At 44.5% G+C, this 21,439-nt stretch carries 14 protein-coding genes; 5 read left to right on the top strand and 9 right to left on the bottom strand.

Annotation, left to right across the window (positions count from 1 at the left end):
• Positions 1 to 7: 7 nt before the first annotated feature.
• The 8 genes from AAFN85_RS22400 to AAFN85_RS22365 all read right to left on the bottom strand — a co-directional run bounded on the left by AAFN85_RS22400 (position 8) and on the right by AAFN85_RS22365 (position 12,552).
• Positions 8 to 4,099, bottom strand: coding sequence for an FtsW/RodA/SpoVE family cell cycle protein (locus AAFN85_RS22400; protein ID WP_347529899.1), 4,092 nt, complete (start codon positions 4,097 to 4,099; stop codon positions 8 to 10).
• A gap of 3 nt (positions 4,100 to 4,102) precedes the next feature.
• On the bottom strand, positions 4,103 to 5,536 hold the full coding sequence (locus AAFN85_RS22395; RefSeq protein WP_347529898.1) for a protein phosphatase 2C domain-containing protein: 1,434 nt from the start codon (positions 5,534 to 5,536) through the stop codon (positions 4,103 to 4,105).
• Positions 5,537 to 5,626: 90 nt separating this feature from the next.
• Positions 5,627 to 6,592: a hypothetical protein gene (locus AAFN85_RS22390; protein ID WP_347529896.1), complete on the bottom strand. Its 966-nt coding sequence runs from the start codon at positions 6,590 to 6,592 to the stop codon at positions 5,627 to 5,629.
• A gap of 18 nt (positions 6,593 to 6,610) precedes the next feature.
• Positions 6,611 to 8,038: a serine/threonine-protein kinase gene (locus AAFN85_RS22385; protein ID WP_347529895.1), complete on the bottom strand. Its 1,428-nt coding sequence runs from the start codon at positions 8,036 to 8,038 to the stop codon at positions 6,611 to 6,613.
• 214 nt (positions 8,039 to 8,252) lie between these two features.
• On the bottom strand, positions 8,253 to 10,556 hold the full coding sequence (locus AAFN85_RS22380) for a family 20 glycosylhydrolase (protein ID WP_347529894.1): 2,304 nt from the start codon (positions 10,554 to 10,556) through the stop codon (positions 8,253 to 8,255).
• A gap of 109 nt (positions 10,557 to 10,665) precedes the next feature.
• On the bottom strand, positions 10,666 to 11,481 hold the full coding sequence (locus tag AAFN85_RS22375) for an N-acetylmuramoyl-L-alanine amidase (RefSeq protein WP_347529893.1): 816 nt from the start codon (positions 11,479 to 11,481) through the stop codon (positions 10,666 to 10,668).
• A complete protein-coding gene (locus AAFN85_RS22370) occupies positions 11,478 to 11,924 on the bottom strand; it encodes a transcriptional repressor (protein ID WP_347529892.1) in 447 nt (148 codons plus the stop codon). The genes AAFN85_RS22375 and AAFN85_RS22370 overlap by 4 nt, the downstream gene beginning before the upstream one ends.
• Before the next feature lie 211 nt (positions 11,925 to 12,135).
• Positions 12,136 to 12,552, bottom strand: a complete 417-nt coding sequence (locus AAFN85_RS22365; RefSeq protein ID WP_347529891.1) for a MerC domain-containing protein — start codon at positions 12,550 to 12,552, stop codon at positions 12,136 to 12,138.
• 142 nt (positions 12,553 to 12,694) lie between these two features.
• On the opposite strand from AAFN85_RS22365, the gene AAFN85_RS22360 reads away from it, so the two are divergent.
• Positions 12,695 to 13,333 (top strand): phosphatase PAP2-related protein, encoded by a 639-nt coding sequence (locus AAFN85_RS22360; RefSeq protein ID WP_347529890.1) that lies wholly within the window; start codon positions 12,695 to 12,697, stop codon positions 13,331 to 13,333.
• Between the two features lie 4 nt (positions 13,334 to 13,337).
• On the opposite strand, the gene AAFN85_RS22355 is transcribed toward AAFN85_RS22360, so the two are convergent.
• Positions 13,338 to 14,828, bottom strand: coding sequence for a gluconokinase (locus AAFN85_RS22355; protein ID WP_347529889.1), 1,491 nt, complete (start codon positions 14,826 to 14,828; stop codon positions 13,338 to 13,340).
• 307 nt (positions 14,829 to 15,135) lie between these two features.
• Between AAFN85_RS22355 and rhaT the strand changes: the two genes are divergently transcribed.
• The 4 genes from rhaT (at position 15,136) to AAFN85_RS22335 (ending at position 21,333) form a co-directional block, all read left to right on the top strand.
• Entirely contained in the window at positions 15,136 to 16,275 is a 1,140-nt protein-coding gene (rhaT, locus tag AAFN85_RS22350; RefSeq protein WP_347529887.1) for an L-rhamnose/proton symporter RhaT, read from the top strand.
• A gap of 32 nt (positions 16,276 to 16,307) precedes the next feature.
• A complete protein-coding gene (locus tag AAFN85_RS22345; RefSeq protein ID WP_347529886.1) occupies positions 16,308 to 18,428 on the top strand; it encodes a bifunctional aldolase/short-chain dehydrogenase in 2,121 nt (706 codons plus the stop codon).
• Between the two features lie 237 nt (positions 18,429 to 18,665).
• A complete protein-coding gene (locus AAFN85_RS22340) occupies positions 18,666 to 19,940 on the top strand; it encodes a sugar isomerase (protein ID WP_347529885.1) in 1,275 nt (424 codons plus the stop codon).
• Between the two features lie 4 nt (positions 19,941 to 19,944).
• Positions 19,945 to 21,333, top strand: coding sequence for an FGGY family carbohydrate kinase (locus AAFN85_RS22335; protein ID WP_347529884.1), 1,389 nt, complete (start codon positions 19,945 to 19,947; stop codon positions 21,331 to 21,333).
• The last annotated feature ends 106 nt before the right edge of the window (positions 21,334 to 21,439 follow it).

The raw sequence follows: 21,439 nt of genomic DNA, 5'->3' as shown, positions 1-21,439 counted from the left end.
TTAAACACTATTCGTTTTCGGTGGTTTCGGGTTCTTCGCTTTTTTGTCCCATGCTTTTAATATAACCCTTTTTCAATAAAAATGGTATCACATGGTTGGCTGCAAGGTGAACCGCGTCTGATGATCCCCTTGTTGATTCGATTCGAATACAGACCACCATATTTCCACTGCCCTTAACCTCGGGTGCGAAGAATACGTACCAACCATCATTTACGCTAACATTATGAACAATACGCTCTGGCGTACCACTTTTACCAGCTACCTTAATGCCTAATATCGGCTCTTTAGGCGCGCTTTGAGCTATCATGTATTGGGTTAAATATGCTGCATACCGAGGATCTTCCGCCAGTTTAATACCATGTTGAACCGCCACCGTAGAATCGGCGATTTTTAGTGCGAACCTATTTGGCAACAGCATACCATTATTAGCTACACCCGATACCAACCTTGCCACAGCCGCAGGACTTGCGATTAACTCTCCCTGCCCCCAGGCCATACCCGAAATACCTTTGGCCCTTGTTTTATGAATGTTATTAGGATCATACCTTGGCCGGGTATCAAACTCGGTTTTACGCCACAGGGTACGCCATTTCTCTTCCTGCGCGTCGTTTTGCGGAGGCTTATTATAATAATAACCGCCTACTCCGCGTAAAAACATACCGGTTTTCATGTACAGCGTAGCCATGTATTCCTGCAGATGCTCCTGGTTGGCCAGTTTAATGAAATATACGTTGTTTGATTTGGCTATGGCACGCTCCATGGTGATCATACCTGTTTCATCAGGTTCGATGCCCTTGGTGCGGATCCGCTCTTCCGTACTTACATGGTATTGAATTTCTGACGCGGCCACTCCCAATTTATTAAATGCCGACATAGCCGTAAGCACTTTGGCCGTTGAACCCGGTTGGCTGGCATAAGTAAAACCAAGATCTGTCGTGGTTAACCATGTGGCCAGTTTATTCTGATCGGCCAGCGGCATGGTCAGCTGATCCCAATTGTGGATAGGTGGTAACGGGTATTGAGCCGAGGTAAGTACATCGCCGGTATTGGCTTCCATGATCACTACCGATACGCGGTTATCTAATAATGAAGTATCTGTAGCCATTGATTGCTGGATGCTGGTTTGCAGGTCGGCATCCATTGTCAATTTCACATCGCGGTTCTTGTTTTTAAAGGCTGCTACTTCCGGGCCGTTAATATCACTAACAAGCAGGGAGGCCAAAGCACTGTAATCTTTTTTGGCAACGCTCATTTCCTTCATACCGCGGGGTAAAAACCTATCCTCCTGGTAGCGGGAGGCTTTTACGTTATAACTGGTGATTGGCATGTGGAAGCCACGAAGTTCGGCGGCGTGTTCGTATTCGGCGAAGTAGCCGTTGGTGCTGCCGTTAAATACGCCGGTATTTTGGTCGCCCGTCCAGAAAAACATTTGCTCTTCGTAAGGATAAAACCTGTCGAGCCTTTTATGCATGGCCGAATCGAGGTTGTAATGCAACATTCCCGATTCGCTGAGTTTCTTTCTTTGTTTTTCGATGAGTTCGGGCTTGCTGGTTGCCAGGATCAAACCGTTACGGTCATAAATAGTACCGGCCTGCAACCTGTTCATCAAAATGGCGATACGCGGGTTATAACTGAACATTCGTAGACCGCTTTTATCGGCCACCAAGGCAGGCTTTACTACCCATTGCTTATTGTTTGAGGTATAACGCGATACATTCACCACCAATAGCACTACACCGGCAAGCGCGGCAGCTAACGCAGGCACAAGGTTTTTATCCTGTTGTTTGGTGATGTAGTCCATTTGTACGGCCGTTCCCCTCACCCTCGATACTGATAATAAAAACCCCGCAGCCAACAGATTGATCACCAATGATGAGCCACCATAACTTTCAAAAGGTAATGATACGCCCGATAAAGGTAAAGCCCCTATCGAACCACCTGCAATCAATAAAAACTGAACAAAGGTACATACGCCTATACCCGCGCTGAGGTAAAACAACAGCGGCATACCAGTTTGCCTGCCTATGATGATAGAGCGGTGCAGGTACATCAAAAACAAGATGAATACCGCTGCCATGCCTGCCCAGCCAAATTCTTCGCCAATGGATGGCAATATCATATCGGTATGCGCTTCGGGAATGGTTTTGGCAAAACCTTGCCCTACACCCTGACCGCTAACACCACCACTGGCCATAGCCCAAAGGCCATTCGCTACCTGGTCGCCGCCGTAAACTTCATTGTTCCAGGCGTCTTGCCAAATGGCTTTACGCTCAACGAGTCGCTCCACCGGACCGGGAATGATTTTGTCCAGTCCGGGGATTTTATCAATGGTGAGGAAAGCTGTAATAACCACCAAGGCCATTATAGCCGATTCGCTCATCCTCCTCCGCCTAAAGAACACAACACCGCCCAGCACGAAAAAGGTAATACCCGCGCTAATGAGTACATTATCAAAAAACCAGGTGGCTAATACAAACAGCACCACAAAGCCGGCCATGTACAAAAAGTCGCCGCGCGAAAAGGAGAACAGGATAATGAATGTAAAACAGATCACCATCGCCGGGCCTAAATCGCCCAAAACCAAAAACAACAACAATGTGATAATGGTAGCGATAAGCGCGAATGAGAAAAACGACCAGCGCTTGCCCCAACTGGCATACTGGCTGATAAACCGTTCATTAGTAGCAAAAAATCCCGCCAGGAAAATAACAATGAGGTATTTAACAATTTCGCTTGGCTGAAAACCCAACAGGTTTACCTTAACACCACTACCTTCCGGACCAGAACCGAACAAGATAGTGCTGAACAAAATACCCATGGCAACGATAGCCCAGGGCCAGCCATTGGCCGCGCTCCTGCTCCATTTAAATATCAACAGGCGATAAAAGCCTGAATCGGGGTTCAACTTGCGGAGATTAAACAGTTGAATAAGGCAGATACCTAACACCCCAATACCGAGATATATCAATGTATCCTTAGCCAAAAACCTATCGCGTAAAGGATCCTGCAAACTCAATAGCGTTAAAAACGAGATCCCCGTAAGCATCATGATCAACGGCAAAATGAGTTGATCGGCCTCGGGATAGCGGGTACTAAGCAACAGGTGCAATAAAATAAAACCTAAAAAGAAACTGCCGGCAATGATCCAGTACCATTGGTTAAACTCATCCTCGTAACGTACAATAAAGGCTCCTTCTTTTTTAAGGATATTAAAATCGCGGGTAGAAAGCAGTTTAATGCTATGCGGCGCTTGCGAAAATTTAAAACTTACATCCTTTTCCAGGTCATCAACACCCTGCGACCGGCCAAACTCAAAGCCCGGCTGCATAGGCAGTACCGAAAAAGCCTTTCCGGCAGGTAACTGAGCAAATACAAACCTTCCCCCAGCATCGGTACGCGTAAAAGCCGTTAATGATTGCAACACTTTTTTATGCTGATCATTTACAACATACAACTTTTTGTATGCCGAACCATTTTCTGAGTAAGATGATTTAGCCCCGGTTTCCTCATCGCTGAAAATACTATCGCGGGGCAAGATCATGGTAAGTTTTACCAGCACACCGGGAATAGGTTCACCTTTATGTTCGATGGTGCCTTTAATGCTATATTCACCAAGGCCGAGATCCGTTTGCGCGCCTAATGATGGCGGGCTTTTCAATTCCTGATCAAAGCGGATAGAATCATCGCCGGTGTAGCCCAACAATGTACGCGAGGTAAGCACACGCTGTTTAAACAATTTACCACCCTTAACAAAGGCCTCATCTGCATTAACATAATACTTGCGTTTGTTCAGCTCGCCGGTATTATCCACCACATCCCCGGCAGATTTACGCTCGGCTATTACCGATTCAATATAATCTACATCTTTTGGGTCATCAAAATAATAACCTTTTTGCAGCAGTGCCTTTACGTTTTGAGCCGTATTAGGCGCATTAAGGTTAACCATGGTGCCATCCTTAAGGCGCTTATCAACATCTGTAAATTTGAGTTGCTGTACACTATATAGCCTTACAAATAAAACGGCCAGCACTACGCCGGTAAGCAACAGGAACACACGTTCCAGCATCCTTCCGGGCGATTTAATTTTTTCTTGGGCCATTTATCAGTGAGTAGCTTTTGAAGGGATAGAATCGGCTTTGAACATACTGCCTAATGATCTGCCCGAAACATATTTCATATTAGGGAACTGGTAAGCGGTTAGCACAGGCATAAGGCAATTATTAAAACGCACATTTTTAAGCACCAATGCATCATTTCGGGTTGCTATGGCTATCCGGAAACCATCAAATGCCACACTATCCAAAACCACATATTTAGCCTTAGTAGATAGCACTATAGCCGGACCTTTATAGGTGGAATCTTTTTTAAAGATGATCTCGCCCTTGGTTTTGATGTAGATGCTATCCTTATTGATATGCAGTGTATCGGTCAACACAATAGGCTGTTTAAAATCCGCTGCCGAGAGTACGAGTGTGTTACCTTTCAGGTTATTGATGGTATCCTGCAATTTTAATTCCTGCGCGTTTTTGATGGGTTGAGATACCAGCGTATCTGTTTTTTTAGGGATAGCCGCTAGGTCGTTATTTTTTTTAAACTGCCAGATAAATCCGCCTAAAAAGACAAAACACAAAATGCTAAGTATCGCGACTGTACCTCCGTTACTTTTTGGCTTTGCCTGCTTAACAGGTACCTCTTCTTTTTTGGTAACCGGTTTCGTTATCACTTCCTGTTGTTCAACCGGTTTTACCGTTGCCGTGGCGGGCTTTGTAGCACCGTGTTGTTTCCGTTCTTTATCATTATGCACCAACACCACAGTTACGTTATCTTTTCCGCCACGGTTATTGGCAGCCTCTATCAGCTTTTTGCCTTTGGGAGGCAAATCTTCATTGGCTGTTAAAATATCGGTGATCTTGCTTTTATCAACCAGATCGGTAAGGCCATCACTACAGATCAGCAGGATATCACCTGGCAGGAATGGCGAACTGCCGGTTTCCACAAATTCGGGATCGTGATCGATCTCCCTGGTAAAGCCGAGCGCTTTATTAATTTCGTTGCGTTTAGGGTGATCCATTGCGGCTTCTTCAGTAAGCCTCCCCGAATCTTCTAAAAAGCCGACAAACGAATGATCTTTCGAGATCTTGATCAATGAGTAATCGCGCAGCAAATACAAACGGGTATCCCCTACGTGAGCGTAGTAAAATTTATTATTGAGCACATCTGCAACGGCCAGCGTTAGTACGCAAGCCATACTACTCAACTCCTTGTTCTGTGCTTTTTCGTCATAAATACGCTGGTTGGCAATTTTAAAAGTGTTTACCAGAAGGGGCACAATATCACCGGCTATGTATTGTAACTGCTCCAAAATGGTGGCGCGGGCAATTTCGGCAGCAATTTCGCCACCGGCGTAACCGCCTACCCCATCAACAACGCAGGCAATAATAAAATTACCGTCGCCCGATTTTTCGGCAATAAAAACATCCTCGTTATTTTGCCTTTGTTTACCGGTATCTGTTATTCCGAAAAAATTACTTGCCATGGTTTTTACTGGAATTTTTTATGTCGATAAAATGAGCTATCAATAACAGCACACATATTGCCAACAGCCCTACTGATAATATTTGCGACATTATGGTTCGGGTTTGAAAATGTTAATACCTACAATTCCGTTAAGCAGGATGCGGGAGTTAAACGGCAACTCTACCCAAACCGGCGCGTTCACATCGCTCGGTGCAACTTCCTGCTCGTTGATCAGGGTACGCTCACCGAAGGAGGCCATGTAAAACTTCCCATCGGCTTTGTTTAGCCTGATGCGTAAGTGTGGCGTATTTACCCATTCGGACGGTACTTTAAATACTGCCTGCTCATCCCTTTCTTCGTCCGAGCCCGATACCACGATGTCATCATCCTTGATCAGGTACTCCACCTTCCGGCCAACAAATTGCTTATCGGGCATTATGGTTTCCAATCGCGCCAATACTTTATTGCCTGCTTTGGACACCTCGCGCTCGTTGTAATGCAGATCATTAGCGTAAGGGAGTTCATAGTACCCTTCGCTGTAGTAAGTGAACCCTTTCAGTACATCATTACTGATATCCAGCGTTTGCGCCACACCTGTTTGGCGGGGGATGAAAGTAACCCTAAGGTTTTCTTCTTTTTTAGCCGTACTGCCCGGCAATAGTTTACCTATAAAACCTTTGTCGCCGCGTTTATAATCGGGGTGCGATACCAGCCTGAATACCCATTTGGAGCTTGATGGCTCAACCTTTTTTCCTACCTCCTGGTGTTCGCGCAGCAATTCATAAAACTTTTTTACCGATTCATTAACGATTATACCGAACAAACCCGAACGGTTATTCACAAACTCCTGGTAATCTTCTTCATTAAAGCTGATGATAAATTCGTGGTAAAAAACCACCCTATCGGCAAATGAAAGTTGCTTGATCGATTCTTTGAATTTTTCGATAATGTACAGGTACACATCATCCGGCGTGAGGGCTTTCACCTTTTCGGCCTCTTTATTCAGAGGTTTGCCGTTAGGTAAAAACCAATCCTGCAGACCGATGCGTTGCCAGAATGTTGATTTAGGTTCCATATATAATTTACTAAATCATTAAAAATTTAAGTTAGACGTATCCGCTTTCTTTACGCTATCGCGATAAAATTGCGGGTCTTCTCTCCGTTGCTTCGCCCTTTGGATATTCCGCAAAATCGAGTCGGCTGTAGAGTCAACTTCGGGCGGGATATTATTTTGCTCTTCATCAAGCGGCTTAATATTGGTAGGCTGCTGCTCTGGCGTATCCTGTTTTGCAGGTAGCTTTACCTGGGTACTATCGGGTTGTTTTTTTGATGGTTTAAACAATCTGTTCACCACACCATGGTAAATACGCCCACCAAACTTATCCATCACCACTGCCGAAAACACGGTAAAACCGCAAAGCAAAATGATGAACATAACAAAGATAGGTTTCGACATCCGTACCAATTTCGGATCATCCGGCGTAGTTACCACAGTTGGCGCAGGTTGTTTTGCTTCGTTCTCCTGGTAATACAAAACCAAGCCTTGCAGGCGTTCGTTCTCTTTCAGCAAAACATCAGCGTTCCAGCTCTCGTCCGGGTGACTGGTGCTAATAGCACCTATACTACCCTGCATCAAAGCATCCTGCAACTCCATGCCGGTGGCAAACCGATTGTTGATATCCTTTTGCAGACATTTACTTACAATTTGCAGCAACCAGGCAGGAACCATCATTTCCAGTTCCTTCTTTTCTTCCGTCCAGCTTTCGGGCAGGTTTTTGCGCCTTAGTTCCATGGCGTCAGGCACCTCCAGCTCCATATGGGCCAGCATCACGGCGGTGCGGGCGGTTTCGCCATTATCTTTTAGGGGGAATGGCACGCGGCCTGCAATCAGTTCGTATAAAATAATACCGTAGCTATACACATCGGTCTGAAAATACATCAAGCCTTCGTTTTGCTCGGGTGCCATAAACTCAATGGCACCGGCATGGCGGATACTGGTACGGCGCTGATCATCAGACATAGCCGAAAGTCCGAAATCCAGCAGCACGTAGTTTCCGGTATGTACGTTAAACTTTACGTTATTGCTTTTAATATCGCCATGCTTAACCGATACTTTATGGCAATGCGATAAGGCATTAGCCAGCTGGTCGGCCAGTTTAATTACTTCCTTTATAGTGAATATCGACTCATGAGGGGCTTTCAGTAAATCTTCCAGATCTGGCCCATCTATAAACTCCATCTCAATAAACGGGAACGAGCCACTTTCGGTAATGCCCGAATTGAGGATCTTAACCACATTAGGGTTAGGTTCCTCGTTTACCTTTTTCAGTTTTTCAACCTCGTTTTGAAAATTGCGGAAGTTTTTATCGTCGGTACTTTCGGTATGTATGGGGGTAGGCAGGAGTTTTACCGCGGTAATTATCGGACCATAACGGCGACCTTTATAAACGGAGCCCTGGCCTCCCGTTCGTAAAGCCCCCATGTTTTCCAATCCTTCGGTAATAGTAAATACTTTGCTCATTATTTATACTTGGGGTATCAGTATTGGTAACAAATATTAAAACTTTTTACTCAACATAACGCATGCATTAGTGTTTGGTATAAAAATATAAAAAAAAACAGCGTTGATTTTGTCTGAACTCGAATTTGGGGGAATTAAGGAATGAACAGAATGCTAAACAAATTCGAAAAATTTTAATAATTCCCCCAAATTCGAGTTCTGACGAAATCGCAAATCAATTCACAATAATCTCATCCACCATCAACCATGCTTTGGCACCCGGAATATATTCTCCCGGAGGGATAATACCTTTATTAACACCCTTTACTCTTATATAACGAACCTGTTGGCTTTTGATGTTGGCCCTTACCTCATTTATGCCATTATCCGGAAAATCAGTTTGGCGGTAAACCTCGGTATAATTGCTGCCATCAGTTGATACTTCAAATGTAAGCAGTGTTGGCTCCCACATTTTTTGCCAGTGATATTTCAGGATATTGATACCTAATTGCGATACGCTTTGCACGCTGCCCAGATCAACAACTGCGTCAAGGTCATCACCGCTGAAACCGTACCATTGCCCATCGTTATACAACTTACTGCCAAAAACGCCATTCACTAATCCGAAGGTATTGCCGGGGTTATAGCCTCCCTGTGGCTGGTTTTTAAGCGTTACTGTTTTGCCGATGGCCTTGTGCATGGTAAAGGATTTTTCGTAGGTGCGGCCAACTTGTTTACCGTTTAGCAACACAATAGCTTTAATCAACCCAGAATGTGGTTTTATTGTAATTGAATTTGACTCGCCGGCTGAGTATTCTTTATCACCCTCCTCCCGGTAAGCTATTTTAGCGCCGGGCAGGGTTGTTTTCAGGGTTAAGGCAACGCGGTGATCTGCCGTTTCGGTAACAGAATCGGTTATCTCATCAAAAACATCGGCAGCATTTACATTCAGTTTTGTTAATAAAGGCTGCTGATATCTCAGCCGCTTTAAAAAATCAGCGTAATTTTTATTTGATTTAGAACTCCAGGCTACCTCGGCTAAAGCCAGCATCCGCGGAAAAAGTTGTCGCTCAGCCTGCCCCGGGCTTGCCATGTATTCGCTCCAGGCGTTGGCTTGTACGCCTTTAATGTATTTCGCTTCTTCGCTTGTTAACTCGCCCGTTATTGGTTCATAATTATACACTTTGCTTAGCGGTGTATAGCCTCCACCTGCCAATGGTTCGGCCGGATAGAGCGACTGGTAATAATCGAGGTAAACATATTTTTCGGGGGTCATGATGGCTTCATGATGTTGCTTGGCTGCGGCTATGCCGCCCTCCTCGCCTGTCCAACTCATTACGGTGGCTCCCGGGGTAAGGCCACCTTCCAGTATCTCATCCCACCCTATGATCTGCCTGCCTTTGCTGTTCAGGTATTTTTCCATTCGGCCTATAAAATAGCTTTGCAGTTCCTTTTCGTCTTTCAGGTGCTCGTCCTTAATCCGCTTTTGGCATTTAGGGCAGGCTTTCCATTTGGTTTTAGGGCATTCGTCGCCGCCTATATGGATGTATTTTGAGGGGAACAGCGACAACACTTCGTCCATTACATTTTGCAGAAAGGTGAACGTTTCATCGTTACCTGCGCAGTACACATCGTCAAAAATCCCCCAATAGGTAGCCGTTTTATAGGGGCCACCGGTGCACCCTAATTGAGGATAAGCCGCCAATGCGGCCAACGCATGGCCCGGCATTTCAATTTCAGGTATCACGGTGATATGCCTTTGAGTGGCATATTTAACAATTTCCTTCACTTCATCCTGTGTATAATACCCGCCATAACGCTGGCCATCGAAACGGTGCGGAGTATCTTTTTTATGGCCGATGATCGTTTCATCACGATAGGCCGAAACTGTTTGTAACAGCGGATATTTTTTGATCTCAATACGCCAGCCCTGGTCGTCAGTTAAATGCCAATGGAAAGTATTGATCTTATATAAGGCTAATAGATCTATCCATTTTTTGATGGCAGTAGGTTCGAAGAAATGGCGGCTTACATCGAGGTGCATTCCTCGGTAGGCGAAGCGGGGATGGTCTGTGATGCTATACCCCTCAATAGTTAATTTACCTTTAGATACTTTTAGTAATTGAACAAGCGATTGCAAGCCATAAAAAACACCGGCTTCGTCATGCCCCGTAATGGTTATTTTATTGTGTTTAACGGTTAATGAATAACCTTCCTTTTCCTTTATTTTATTGCTATCAAGCTGAAGCCATAAATTGGGAGTAACCATTTTTTTCTTAACCGATGGCTCAACTCCCGTTAATGAACGAACGTAACTTTTAAAGAATGTAAGGTTCTCAGCTTTTACACCATCGCCCAGCCCAATAGCAAGATGAAGTGGGAAATTGTAAACAACATGATCGTTTTTTACGGCTAAGGGTTCTGGAAGGACGCCTTGCGTTGCTATCTGCGCTTTACTGGTTAAAACAGAAGCAAAATACATTAAAATAAAAACCGCGATTTTTATGGATCTGGTTGGGAGGTGGAAATAGCTGATCATCAAAAGTAAATGTAAAACCGAATATACTTTTTTTGATGATTGGAAGAAGGAAAAAATTATATACGTAGAGACGATCACATGCGTCTCCCACATGCATAGCCGCTCGTACTTAAGATCCTATCGCTTTACGATAATTGCGCAGCGCCCTGATGATCGACATTACTATGGCATGTTGCCCCTCATCCGAATTTAAATATTCTTCCTCTTCCGGATTATTGATAAAACCAGTTTCTATCAGCACGGCCGGCATAGCGCTGTGGGCCAATACCAATACACCCTGTTCTTTCACACCATTGCTTTCGCGGCCGTCGATGCCGGTAAACTCATCATCAACCAGATCGCCAAACAGGATACTTTGTTTGCGGTATTTCTGGATATATGCATTGAGGATAATGAGGTTTGACGGATCAGTTTCGTCGTAACTCTCATAATTGGTTTTATAATCCTTTTCCTGGAAAATGGATGCATTCTCGCGCACGGCCTCTTCCTGCTCCTTAACCCTATGGAAACCATAAACCAACAATAAAACACCTTTCTGCTTATGCGCACGGGCGGCAGTGCCTTCGGGAGATGAATTGCAATGGATGGAGATAAACAGGTTCCCCTTATTTTGATTGGCTATAGCCGAACGCTGGTTGAGCGGGATAAAAGTATCATCGGCACGGGTAAGGATGGATTTAACATCGGTAATAGCCGTATCCATGGCTGCCTTTAGTTTCAGTGCTATAGATAGCGTTACATTTTTCTCGAACGAGTGCGAACCTCTTGCCCCAGCATCCTTACCACCATGCCCTGCATCGATAATAACTGTTTTAAACTTAAAAGTAGTAACCGCAGGAATGGTATCATTTTGCTGCGCGATGGATGTGAAGGGAACAGATAAAAGCAACAGGACAATTATACTGTAGAAAACGCCAGTCCTCATTTTTTCACCACCTTTTTACTGCATTTAGGGCATAAACCATTGGCATAAATTGTAAAGCCCTGCGGCTCAAAACCCGCCGGAAGATTGATAGCCGGCAAATTCATATCATTTAAACAGTACACGTTTTTACACTCGGTACAGTTAAAATGCAGGTGCTCGTCGTGATGATCATGCTCGGCGCATTTAGATGAACAGAGGGCATAATTAGCAGTTCCGTTCAGGTCAAATACTTTATGGATAATGCCTTTCTCTTCAAACGCATTCAGGATCCGGTATAGGGTAACCCTGTCGATATCGTGCATCAGGCTTTCCAGATCGGGCTGAGAGGTAGCCGTATTTCTTGAAGACATCATTGATAAAACGCGCAATCTCGGTGCGGTTTTTTTCAAATGATGTTTATCAAGCAGGTGCTCAAAATGCTGTGTATCGCGGGTTTGTATCATTTAAATATTCGGGCTTATTGCTTATGAGGCTGCAAATTTAACAATGGTTTATAATTAGCAGCATTAACCCCGGGTTTTATAACGGTATTTTTTGTAACGTTATTATATGGGTTACTCAGGTAGTCATCATGTCCCTTATGGTTACATGCCGGACTTAGAAAACAATTAAAGATCAAAAAAGCATAAAAGAATTTTCGGTGGCGATTTTCCATTATTCAACCTTTTTAAGTTTATATGTTTTGTGGTCGTGCTTGCAGGCATCCGTATACCTATAATTAACAAAGTGAGCTATCGCTATTAATATCCCGCCAACAGGAACAATAAATGCCTCGGTTTTACCCGCTGCAAAGGCGTGCCCGGCGATAATTATCAAAAAGCCCGAAAGCAACATCATAATGGGTACAGGGCGATGATGGATACGACGATAGGATAAACCGATAGAATAAAAACCGATCAGCAAAGCGAAAATGATCATGCCCCACTCTACCCAGGCGTTGGCCAAAAAACCAAGGCCTATTAACGGCAAACTGGTAAACAATACCGGTATAGCAGCACAATGTATAGCGCAAAGTACCGAAGCTGTAATCCCAACATTATCTAACCGGGGTGAGAGTTTTTGAAAATCCATAATGCAAATATAGATAAGTAAATGCAACAAAACTGCATTTACTTGCATCATTATATCCACCACATTTAAATTAACAAAGACCTGACAATTACTTAATATTAAAAACGAAGATGTATTTTTGCAGCCTTTATATAAATACGCTTTGAATTTAGCCCCCATTTACCATATAAAACAGCTTTGGCAAGATGCTTATGATACCCGCGCCAGCAAGGCAAAGTTGCTGGGCGCTGTTGTTGTGATTGTTATTATCATTAACCTGCTCCCTTCTTTTTTTAAGCATATTGAACGGCGTACCGATGGCGTAGTGTTACACGATTGGGTTTTGGCCCACCTGCCATCGTACGATCTTTCAGTGCCTATTTTCATACTCATCTGGAGCATGGGGCTGCTCATGATGTGGCGGGGGCTATATAACCCAAGGGTATGCATCAGTTACATCTGGACATTGAACCTGGTGTGCATTGCCCGCTTTGCAACCATCTATTTTGTTAAGCTAAACCCGCCAATTGGTCTTGTTCCGTTAATTGATCCCAGTACCAGCGCATTTTACGGCCACACCTTTATTACTAAAGACCTGTTTTTTTCGGGCCACACATCTACCATGGTGCTTGTTTACCTGCACCTGCAAAAACGCAGCGATAAATTGATCGCTTTAATTTGTGCCATAGCATTGGTGTTTATGCTATTAATTCAGCACATTCACTATACTATTGATGTAGTAGCAGCCCCATTTTTTGTTTACGGATGCTGGAAACTGGCAAAGTGGTTGGGATTGGAATAATTTGCTACTCCCAGCCATCAACAAGGTGCATGGTATCTTTTAAATCGGCATAAAGTTTTTTAAATACCGGGAACATTCTGCTGTAAACTGCGTGGTTGTTTTCACTCGGTTGGATGATCTGCTGATGCTCAACCTTTGTTAGTTGCTCATAACTTTGAGGATGTATTACTCGTGCCGCAAGATAAATAGCTCCCATAGCCGATGAATCTTCAGATTGCAGCACGGCCAGCTTTTTACCGGTAATATCAGCCAAAACCTGTGTCCACACTGCTGAACTTGTAAAACCTCCGCTAATGTTAACCTGGGTTATCTCGCCCGAGGCATCTTCTAAAGTTTTAAGCACATCATTCAAAGCAAAACAGATCCCCTCCAATCCGGCGCGTAGAAAGTGCGAACGGGTGTGTGCCGGTTTAACATTAAAAAATGTGCCGCTGGTTTTGGTATCCCAAAGCGGGGCGCGCTCGCCATATAAGTAAGGCAAAAATATTAGCCCTTCGCTACCCGCCGGTACAGCGGCAATTTCAGCAAACAAAGCATTATAATCAGCACTGCCCGGATTCTCCTTTTTCAGGAAATTTTTAAGCAGCCAGTTCAGGGCTATCCCGCCATTGTTAACCGCACCGCCACAAACAAAAGTTTGCTCATCAAGCAGGTAGTTAAATACCATGGCCTCGTAATTATAAAACGGTTTAGAATGGGTTATCCTTACCGCGCCACTGGTGCCTATGGTAAGCGCGGCTATCCCCTCGCCCGTGGTATGGCTACCTAAATTAGCGCAGGCTCCATCGCTCGCACCGGCAACAAAAGGTGTTTGTGTTGCTATACCGGTCGTCAAAACAACAGATTGGTTAACGTTAGCGCGATAATAAGTGGTGTTAACCGGCTGAGATAATTTACTCGCCGGAATACCTATTAAGTCAAGTGCCTCATTGCTCCATTGTTTAGCCACGATATCAAACATCCCGGTTGCCGACGCGATAGAGTAATCAACCTCAAAAACACCAAATAATTTAAACCAGATGTATTCTTTTATAGATATAAATTTATGTGCGGCATTAAAAATTTCACTTTCATTATCCTTCAACCACAATAGCTTACTTAAAGGCGACATGGGATGAATAGCCGTACCGCAATTATGATATAACGAAGCGCCTTTTTCAGTAGCTCTTAAAGCTTGTGCTATATTTTCGCTTCTGGCATCGGCCCAGGTTATCATGGGATATAAAGCATCTCCTGCATCGTTAACGGGAATGATACTGTGCATGGCACTGCTGAGACCCACGGCTTGTGGGGCACCTAATTTGGCAGTGATGCCCGAAAGGCATTTAACAAACGCATCCCAGATCAACTTTGGGTCCTGCTCACTATATCCCGGTTCGGGACTGTTAATAGGATAGTGTTCGGATACCGTACCTAAAGCCTCGCCGGTTAAACTGATGGCTACGGCCTTTGTACTGCCGGTGCCTATATCAATGCCTAAAATATATGCCTGCATGGTTGATGTATTTGAGGCCAAAATAATGATTCTGAACCGGGATTTGGGTGGATTTTTGGGATTATGGGATTTGATTAACAATTTGCCTGAATCAGAATTTACAGGATTTAAGAATTAATAGAATGCTTATTTAATTCCTATTCTGAAAATCCTATAATTCTGTAAATTCTGATTCAGACAAAACAATCCTGTCTATCCCAAAAATCCCCCCAAATCCCGGTTCAGACAAAATCACGGAGACAGAAGGGGATAGTTCCAGGATTTATATTATCTACATTAGCCTTACCAATATAAACCAATTAAGAGTATGCAAGTAATTTTAGGGGTCATCTTCCATTTTATCGGTGGCTTTGCTTCGGGGAGTTTTTACATTCCCTACAAAAAAATAAAAGGCTGGGCCTGGGAAAGCTACTGGATTGTAGGTGGAATTTTTTCATGGCTCATTGTGCCGCCGCTGGCCGCATGGCTTACAGTTCCGGGCTTTGCCGATATTATAAGTCATACTGATTCGGCTACCCTTGGCTGGACATACCTGATGGGTTTGTTATGGGGCATTGGCGGATTGACATATGGATTGGGCGTACGCTATTTAGGCGTATCATTAGGCAGCACCATTATATTAGGTTTATGCTCGGTTTTTGGGGCGATAATTCCATCGGTGTATTATGATCTTTTCCCGAAAGAGGGGAAAGACACTTTTAGCATGATGCTGCACACTCCATGGGGACAAATGGTTTTGTTAGGCATTTTACTTTGTGTTGTGGGTATCATTATATGCGGGAAGGCCGGTACCATGAAAGAGAAGGAATTATCTACCGATAAAACAGTAGCTGAAGAAAATAAGGATTACCGCTTTGGTTTAGGTATTGTGGTAGCTGTAATATCGGGTATATTGAGTGCCTGTTTCAACTTCGGCATTGAAGCCGGAAAACCGATGGCCGATATTGCCAACCATACCTGGCAGGCGTCACATCCGGGGCAAGGCGACTTCCTGTACTCAAACAACGTTCCCTACATTATTATACTATGGGGAGGCCTTACCACCAATTTTATATGGTGCATGATCCTGAACGCACGCAACAAAACATTTAACAATTATACCGATAAGAAGACGCCTTTGCTTAAAAACTACCTGTTTGCGGCACTGGCAGGCACAACCTGGTTTTTGCAGTTCTTTTTTTACGGAATGGGCGAAAGTAAAATGGGCAACGGTGCCAGCTCATGGATCTTACACATGGCCTTTATCATCCTCATCGCCAATACATGGGGCCTGGTGCTGAAAGAGTGGAAAGGCGTAAGTAAAAAAGCATTCGGTACTGTAATAGCTGGTATAGCTGTGATCGCGCTATCAGTATTGGTAGTTGGTTACGGCAATAAGATAAAGGCTAAATCGGAAACTAAAACAAGCGTCGAACTTAACAACTCAACAATTAAAATAAATCAATAATTCATTAACTCAACAATTCAGTAATTAAACATATGTCTGTTAAAACAACACAATTTAAGCATGTAAGTTACCTTTGGGACGATGCCAAAGCCGCCGAACTGGAAGGCGATGAAGTAGCTCTGCTCATATACCGATCAAACCTGTTAGGTGCCGATCTGCGCCTTACCAATTATGGTGGCGGCAATACCTCATGTAAACTGCAAAGCAAAGATCCGCTTACCGGTAACGATGTTGAGGTAATGTGGATAAAAGGTTCAGGCGGTGATATCGGCACGCTTAAAAAAAGCGGACTGGCAGCCCTTTACGTTGACCGTTTACGCAGCCTTAAAAATATATACCGCGGGGTTGAATTTGAAGATGAAATGGTTGAATTGTTTAACCACTGCATTTACGATCTTAACTCAAAAGCCCCATCTATCGATACCCCGCTACATGGTTTCCTGCCATTCAAACATATCGATCACCTGCATCCCGACGCGGCTATCGCTATCGCGGCAGCAAAAGACGGTAAAAAAATAACCCAGGAATTATTTAATGGTACCATTGGCTGGGTTGAATGGAAAAAACCTGGCTTTGAGCTTGGTTTGCAATTAAAACAATGTTTGGATGAAAATCCCGGCATCCGCGGCATTATGTTAGGTTCGCACGGTTTATTTACCTGGGGCGATACCGCTTACGAAAGCTATATGAACACCCTTGAGGTAATTGAGCGCTGCGCCGAGTACCTGGAAGAAAACTACGGCAAAAAAGCCCCCGTTTTTGGCGGCCAGAAAGTTGAAAGCCTTGACGAAACCGGCCGTAAAAAACAAGCCGCCGCGCTTGCACCTGTGTTACGCGGTTTCTGCTCAAGCTACCGCCACATGGTTGGTCATTTTACTGATGATTCACGTGTGCTGGAGTTTATTAACTCTAACGATTTGAATCGTTTGGCACCGCTGGGTACCAGCTGCCCTGACCACTTTTTGCGCACCAAGATCAGTCCCCTGGTACTTGACCTTGCACCGGGCGAAGATTTGAGCGATGTTACTGCTTTGAAAGCCCGTTTAGCACCCGCATTTGAGGCTTACCGCCAAATGTACACCGACTATTACAATACCTGTAAACACGATAATAGCCCGGCTATCAGGGATACCAACCCGGTGATTATTCTTTACCCGGGTGTGGGCCTGTTCTCTTTCTCAAAAGATAAACAAACCGCCCGCGTTGCCGCCGAATTTTACACCAACGCCATCAACGTAATGAAAGGCGCCGAGGCTATCTCTGAATATACCTCACTTCCTCGTCAGGAAGCTTTTGATATCGAATACTGGTTACTGGAAGAAGCTAAACTACAACGCATGCCTAAGCCAAAAGCATTGTCGGGCAAAATTGCCCTGATCACAGGTAGTGCAGGCGGTATTGGTAAAGCTATTGCCAAAAAGTTTGTTGATGAAGGTGCGGTAGTGATCCTAAACGATATGAACGCCGAGCGTTTAGAAGGCGCAGGCGAAGAGTTCAAAAAACAATACGGTAAAGACTCATATACCACAGCCATTCTCGATGTTACCAAAGCCGATCAGATAAACGAAGCGCTTGAGATTGCGGCATTAGCATTTGGCGGTGTGGATATTGTGGTTAACAATGCCGGCTTATCTATCTCCAAATCAATTGCCGATCATACCGAGAAAGACTGGGATTTATTATATGATGTATTGGTAAAAGGCCAGTTCTTTATTACGCAAGCTGCCGTAGCTGTGATGAAAAAACAGGATATTGGCGGTGATATCATTAATATTGTAAGTAAAAACGCTTTGGTTAGCGGGCCAAACAACGCTGGCTATGGTTCGGCAAAATCGGCGCAGTTACACCTAAGCAGGTTGAACGCAGCCGAGTTGGGTACCGATAAGATCCGCGTGAACGTGGTTAACCCCGATGCAGTGATCAGCGATAGTAATATCTGGGCCGGCGGATGGGCTGAAGGCCGTGCTAAAGCCTATGGCGTTACTGTTGATGAACTGCCAGCTTATTATGCTAAACGTACATTATTGAACGAGGTAATTTTACCTGCCGATATTGCCAATGCCTGCTTCGCTTTCACCGGTGGACTACTCAACAAATCAACCGGCAACGTGTTGAATGTTGATGGCGGCGTGGCAATGGCGTTTGTAAGATAGTTTATAGATCGTGGTTCATGGTCTGAAAAAATAAAAAAGCGTGGGCTTGTGCGATTCCCTCCCCCGGGAGGGTGTAGGGAGGGGTTTCTTCGATTTGCTTATTCGTTAAGCAAGGCGTACAAACCCCTCCCTGCCACCTCGCAAACCCGCGCACCCCTCCCGAGGGAGGGAATTAAAATAACCTTCGCGCATTCAAGCGTGGACACTTGAACGTGCGAATCATAACCAATACCAATTATGCAGTTAGAAAAATATAAAATTGATGAAGCTAATCATCAACAGCTAAACGCCCACCAGCGCAAATTTGATTTTGTTGCGGCCGACGTAAAAAACCTGGATAGCATCCTGCAAAAACTAATTGACTTTAATATTGCTATACCAAGCTGGGCCTTAGGTACTGGAGGTACACGTTTTGGTCGTTTTTCTGGCGGAGGCGAGCCACGTAGTTTGGAAGAAAAAATTGAAGATGTAGGATTGATCCATGCGCTTAACCGCAGCAGTAATTCGATTTCATTGCATATCCCATGGGATATCCCTTCAAATGCCTCAGCAGTTAAGGCACACGCGGCGCAGTTGGGTTTACATTTTGATGCGGTTAACTCCAATACTTTTCAGGATCAGCCTAACCAGGAATTGAGTTATAAATTTGGTTCATTACACCATGTTGATAAAGCGGTGCGCAGGCAGGCCGTTGCCCATAACATCGAAGTGATAAAATACGGCGTTGAGTTGGATTCGAAAGCATTGTCTGTTTGGTTATCGGATGGTTCAAACTTCCCCGGTCAGCTGAATATGCGTGGCGCATTCGAGCGCACTTTGGAAAGCTTACATGAGATATATGATGCTTTACCTGATGACTGGAAAGTTTGGGTAGAGTATAAACCATACGAACCTAATTTTTACTCAACCACTATCGGCGATTGGGGACAATCATACCTGCTCTCTTCCAAATTAGGTCAAAAAGCGCAGACTCTGGTTGATCTGGGTCACCACCTACAGGGAGCAAACATCGAGCAGATAGTTTCACTATTGCTGATGGAAGGCAAACTGGCCGGTTTCCATTTTAACGATTCGAAATATGGAGATGACGACCTCACTGTAGGCAGCATTAACCCATATCAGTTATTCCTGATATTTAACGAATTGGTTGAAGGCATGGACGCCCGCGGCATGACACATGCTACTTCTATAGGTTGGATGATCGACGCATCGCATAACATAAAAGACCCTATTGAAGATCTGTTACAATCTGTAGAAGCCATCAAAATAGCTTATGCACAGGCCTTATTGGTTGATACCCCTGCATTGGTACAAGCTCAGCAGGATAATGATGTAGTATTGGCACAAGAAATATTACAACAGGCCTACCGCACCGATGTAAGGCCGTTATTGGCCGAAGCACGCTTACGTGCAGGCGGCGCGCTAAATCCGCTGGCTGTTTACAGGCATCAAAGCATCAGGCAGCAACTGGTAGGCGAAAGAGGAGCTAAAGCAGTATCAACCGGATTGTAAGCCTATGGAGCCGATACCAGTTATAGCCGTTTTTGACGTAGGTAAAACCAACAAGAAACTCTTCCTGTTCGACGAGAACTACAAGATAGTTTTTGAGCGCACAGCCCGTTTCCTGGAAACTCATGATGAGGATGGCGATACATGCGAAAACCTCGATAGCTTACGGCTATCGGTGTTCGATTCGCTGCGCGAGATCATTAAACATAAAGAGTTTGATCTTAAAGCGATCAATTTCTCGACTTATGGGGCCAGCTTTGTTTATGTAGATGAATATGGCAAGCCGCTTACGCCACTTTACAATTACCTTAAACCATATCCGCCAGAATTGGGCAGGCAGTTTTATAACAACTACGGCGATGAAGCCGGATTTGCTTTAGAAACCGCCTCGCCCATTTTGGGTAACCTCAATTCGGGCCTGCAATTGTACAGGCTTAAATATGAGCAACCGGAAGTTTTTAAGAAAGTAAAGTATGCTCTGCATCTGCCCCAGTACATGAGTTACCTCATCAGCGGGCAAATGGTGACGGACTTAACCAGTATTGGTTGCCATACCGCCCTTTGGGATTTCGGCAAAAACAACTACCATAACTGGTTATCACAGGAAAACATTCTGCCTAAAATGGCACCCTTGCACCCTGCTGATAGCGTACTGACCGCCGAGTTTCCAGGCAATGGCTACAAAGTGGGTATCGGCTTGCACGATAGTTCGGCAGCGCTGATCCCCTACCTGGTGAGTTTTAATATGCCTTTTGTGCTGATCTCTACAGGTACCTGGTCTATCAGTCTGAACCCATTTAACCAGACACCGTTAACAGCAGATGAGTTAAAGCACGATTGCCTTAATTACCTTCAATACAAAGGCAAGCCGGTAAAAGCCTCGCGCCTATTTACCGGGTATGAATATGAGCAGCAGGTAAAACGCATAGCCGCTCATTTTAACCAGGATGAGATCAGATACCGTACCATTCAGTTTGATCCGGCTGTTGTGGCTAAGTTGCAAAACCGACCGGCCTTGAAAGCAAATGAACAGGATGGTCAGTTGCAAAAATCGGCATTTGAACAGCGGGATCTAAGCACATTTGCCAATGATATTGAAGCCTATCATCAATTGATGCTGGATATCATCGCACAACAAAGCATCTCAACTAACTATGTTTTAAATGGCTGTAGCGTGAAACGTATTTTTGTTGATGGAGGCTTTAGCAAAAACAGTGTGTTTATGCACTTGCTGGCTTCGGCTTTTCCGTACCTTGAAGTTTATGCTGCATCGATGGCGCAGGCTACAGCGGTGGGTACGGCTTTAGCCATACACCAGCATTGGAATAGTAAGTCGTTGCCACATGATTTGATCGAATTGAAATATTATTCGGGCGTGCAGAGCGAGGTGGTGTAGATCGGGTACATTAAAAGCCATTAAAAACATATACAAGACGTCATTGCGAGGTACGAAGCAATCCCCGATAAGCAGGTCCGCCCTGTATAGTGCGGGATTGCTTCGT

The sequence above is a fragment of the Mucilaginibacter sp. CAU 1740 genome (assembly GCF_039839285.1).
Taxonomy (GTDB): Bacteria; Bacteroidota; Bacteroidia; order Sphingobacteriales; family Sphingobacteriaceae; genus Mucilaginibacter.
This window is presented reverse-complemented; position numbering and strand designations above follow the sequence as displayed.

Excerpts from the sequence above, each read along its gene's own strand:
- AAFN85_RS22400 (WP_347529899.1), bottom strand. The coding sequence starts at position 4,099 with ATGGCCCAAGAAAAAATTAAATCGCCCGGAAGGATGCTGGAACGTGTG.
- AAFN85_RS22395 (WP_347529898.1), bottom strand. The coding sequence starts at position 5,536 with ATGGCAAGTAATTTTTTCGGAATAACAGATACCGGTAAACAAAGGCAA.
- AAFN85_RS22390 (WP_347529896.1), bottom strand. The coding sequence starts at position 6,592 with ATGGAACCTAAATCAACATTCTGGCAACGCATCGGTCTGCAGGATTGG.
- AAFN85_RS22385 (WP_347529895.1), bottom strand. The coding sequence starts at position 8,038 with ATGAGCAAAGTATTTACTATTACCGAAGGATTGGAAAACATGGGGGCT.
- AAFN85_RS22380 (WP_347529894.1), bottom strand. The coding sequence starts at position 10,556 with ATGATCAGCTATTTCCACCTCCCAACCAGATCCATAAAAATCGCGGTT.
- AAFN85_RS22375 (WP_347529893.1), bottom strand. The coding sequence starts at position 11,481 with ATGAGGACTGGCGTTTTCTACAGTATAATTGTCCTGTTGCTTTTATCT.
- AAFN85_RS22370 (WP_347529892.1), bottom strand. The coding sequence starts at position 11,924 with ATGATACAAACCCGCGATACACAGCATTTTGAGCACCTGCTTGATAAA.
- AAFN85_RS22365 (WP_347529891.1), bottom strand. The coding sequence starts at position 12,552 with ATGGATTTTCAAAAACTCTCACCCCGGTTAGATAATGTTGGGATTACA.
- AAFN85_RS22355 (WP_347529889.1), bottom strand. The coding sequence starts at position 14,828 with ATGCAGGCATATATTTTAGGCATTGATATAGGCACCGGCAGTACAAAG.
- rhaT (WP_347529887.1), top strand. The coding sequence starts at position 15,136 with ATGCAAGTAATTTTAGGGGTCATCTTCCATTTTATCGGTGGCTTTGCT.
- AAFN85_RS22345 (WP_347529886.1), top strand. The coding sequence starts at position 16,308 with ATGTCTGTTAAAACAACACAATTTAAGCATGTAAGTTACCTTTGGGAC.
- AAFN85_RS22340 (WP_347529885.1), top strand. The coding sequence starts at position 18,666 with ATGCAGTTAGAAAAATATAAAATTGATGAAGCTAATCATCAACAGCTA.
- AAFN85_RS22335 (WP_347529884.1), top strand. The coding sequence starts at position 19,945 with ATGGAGCCGATACCAGTTATAGCCGTTTTTGACGTAGGTAAAACCAAC.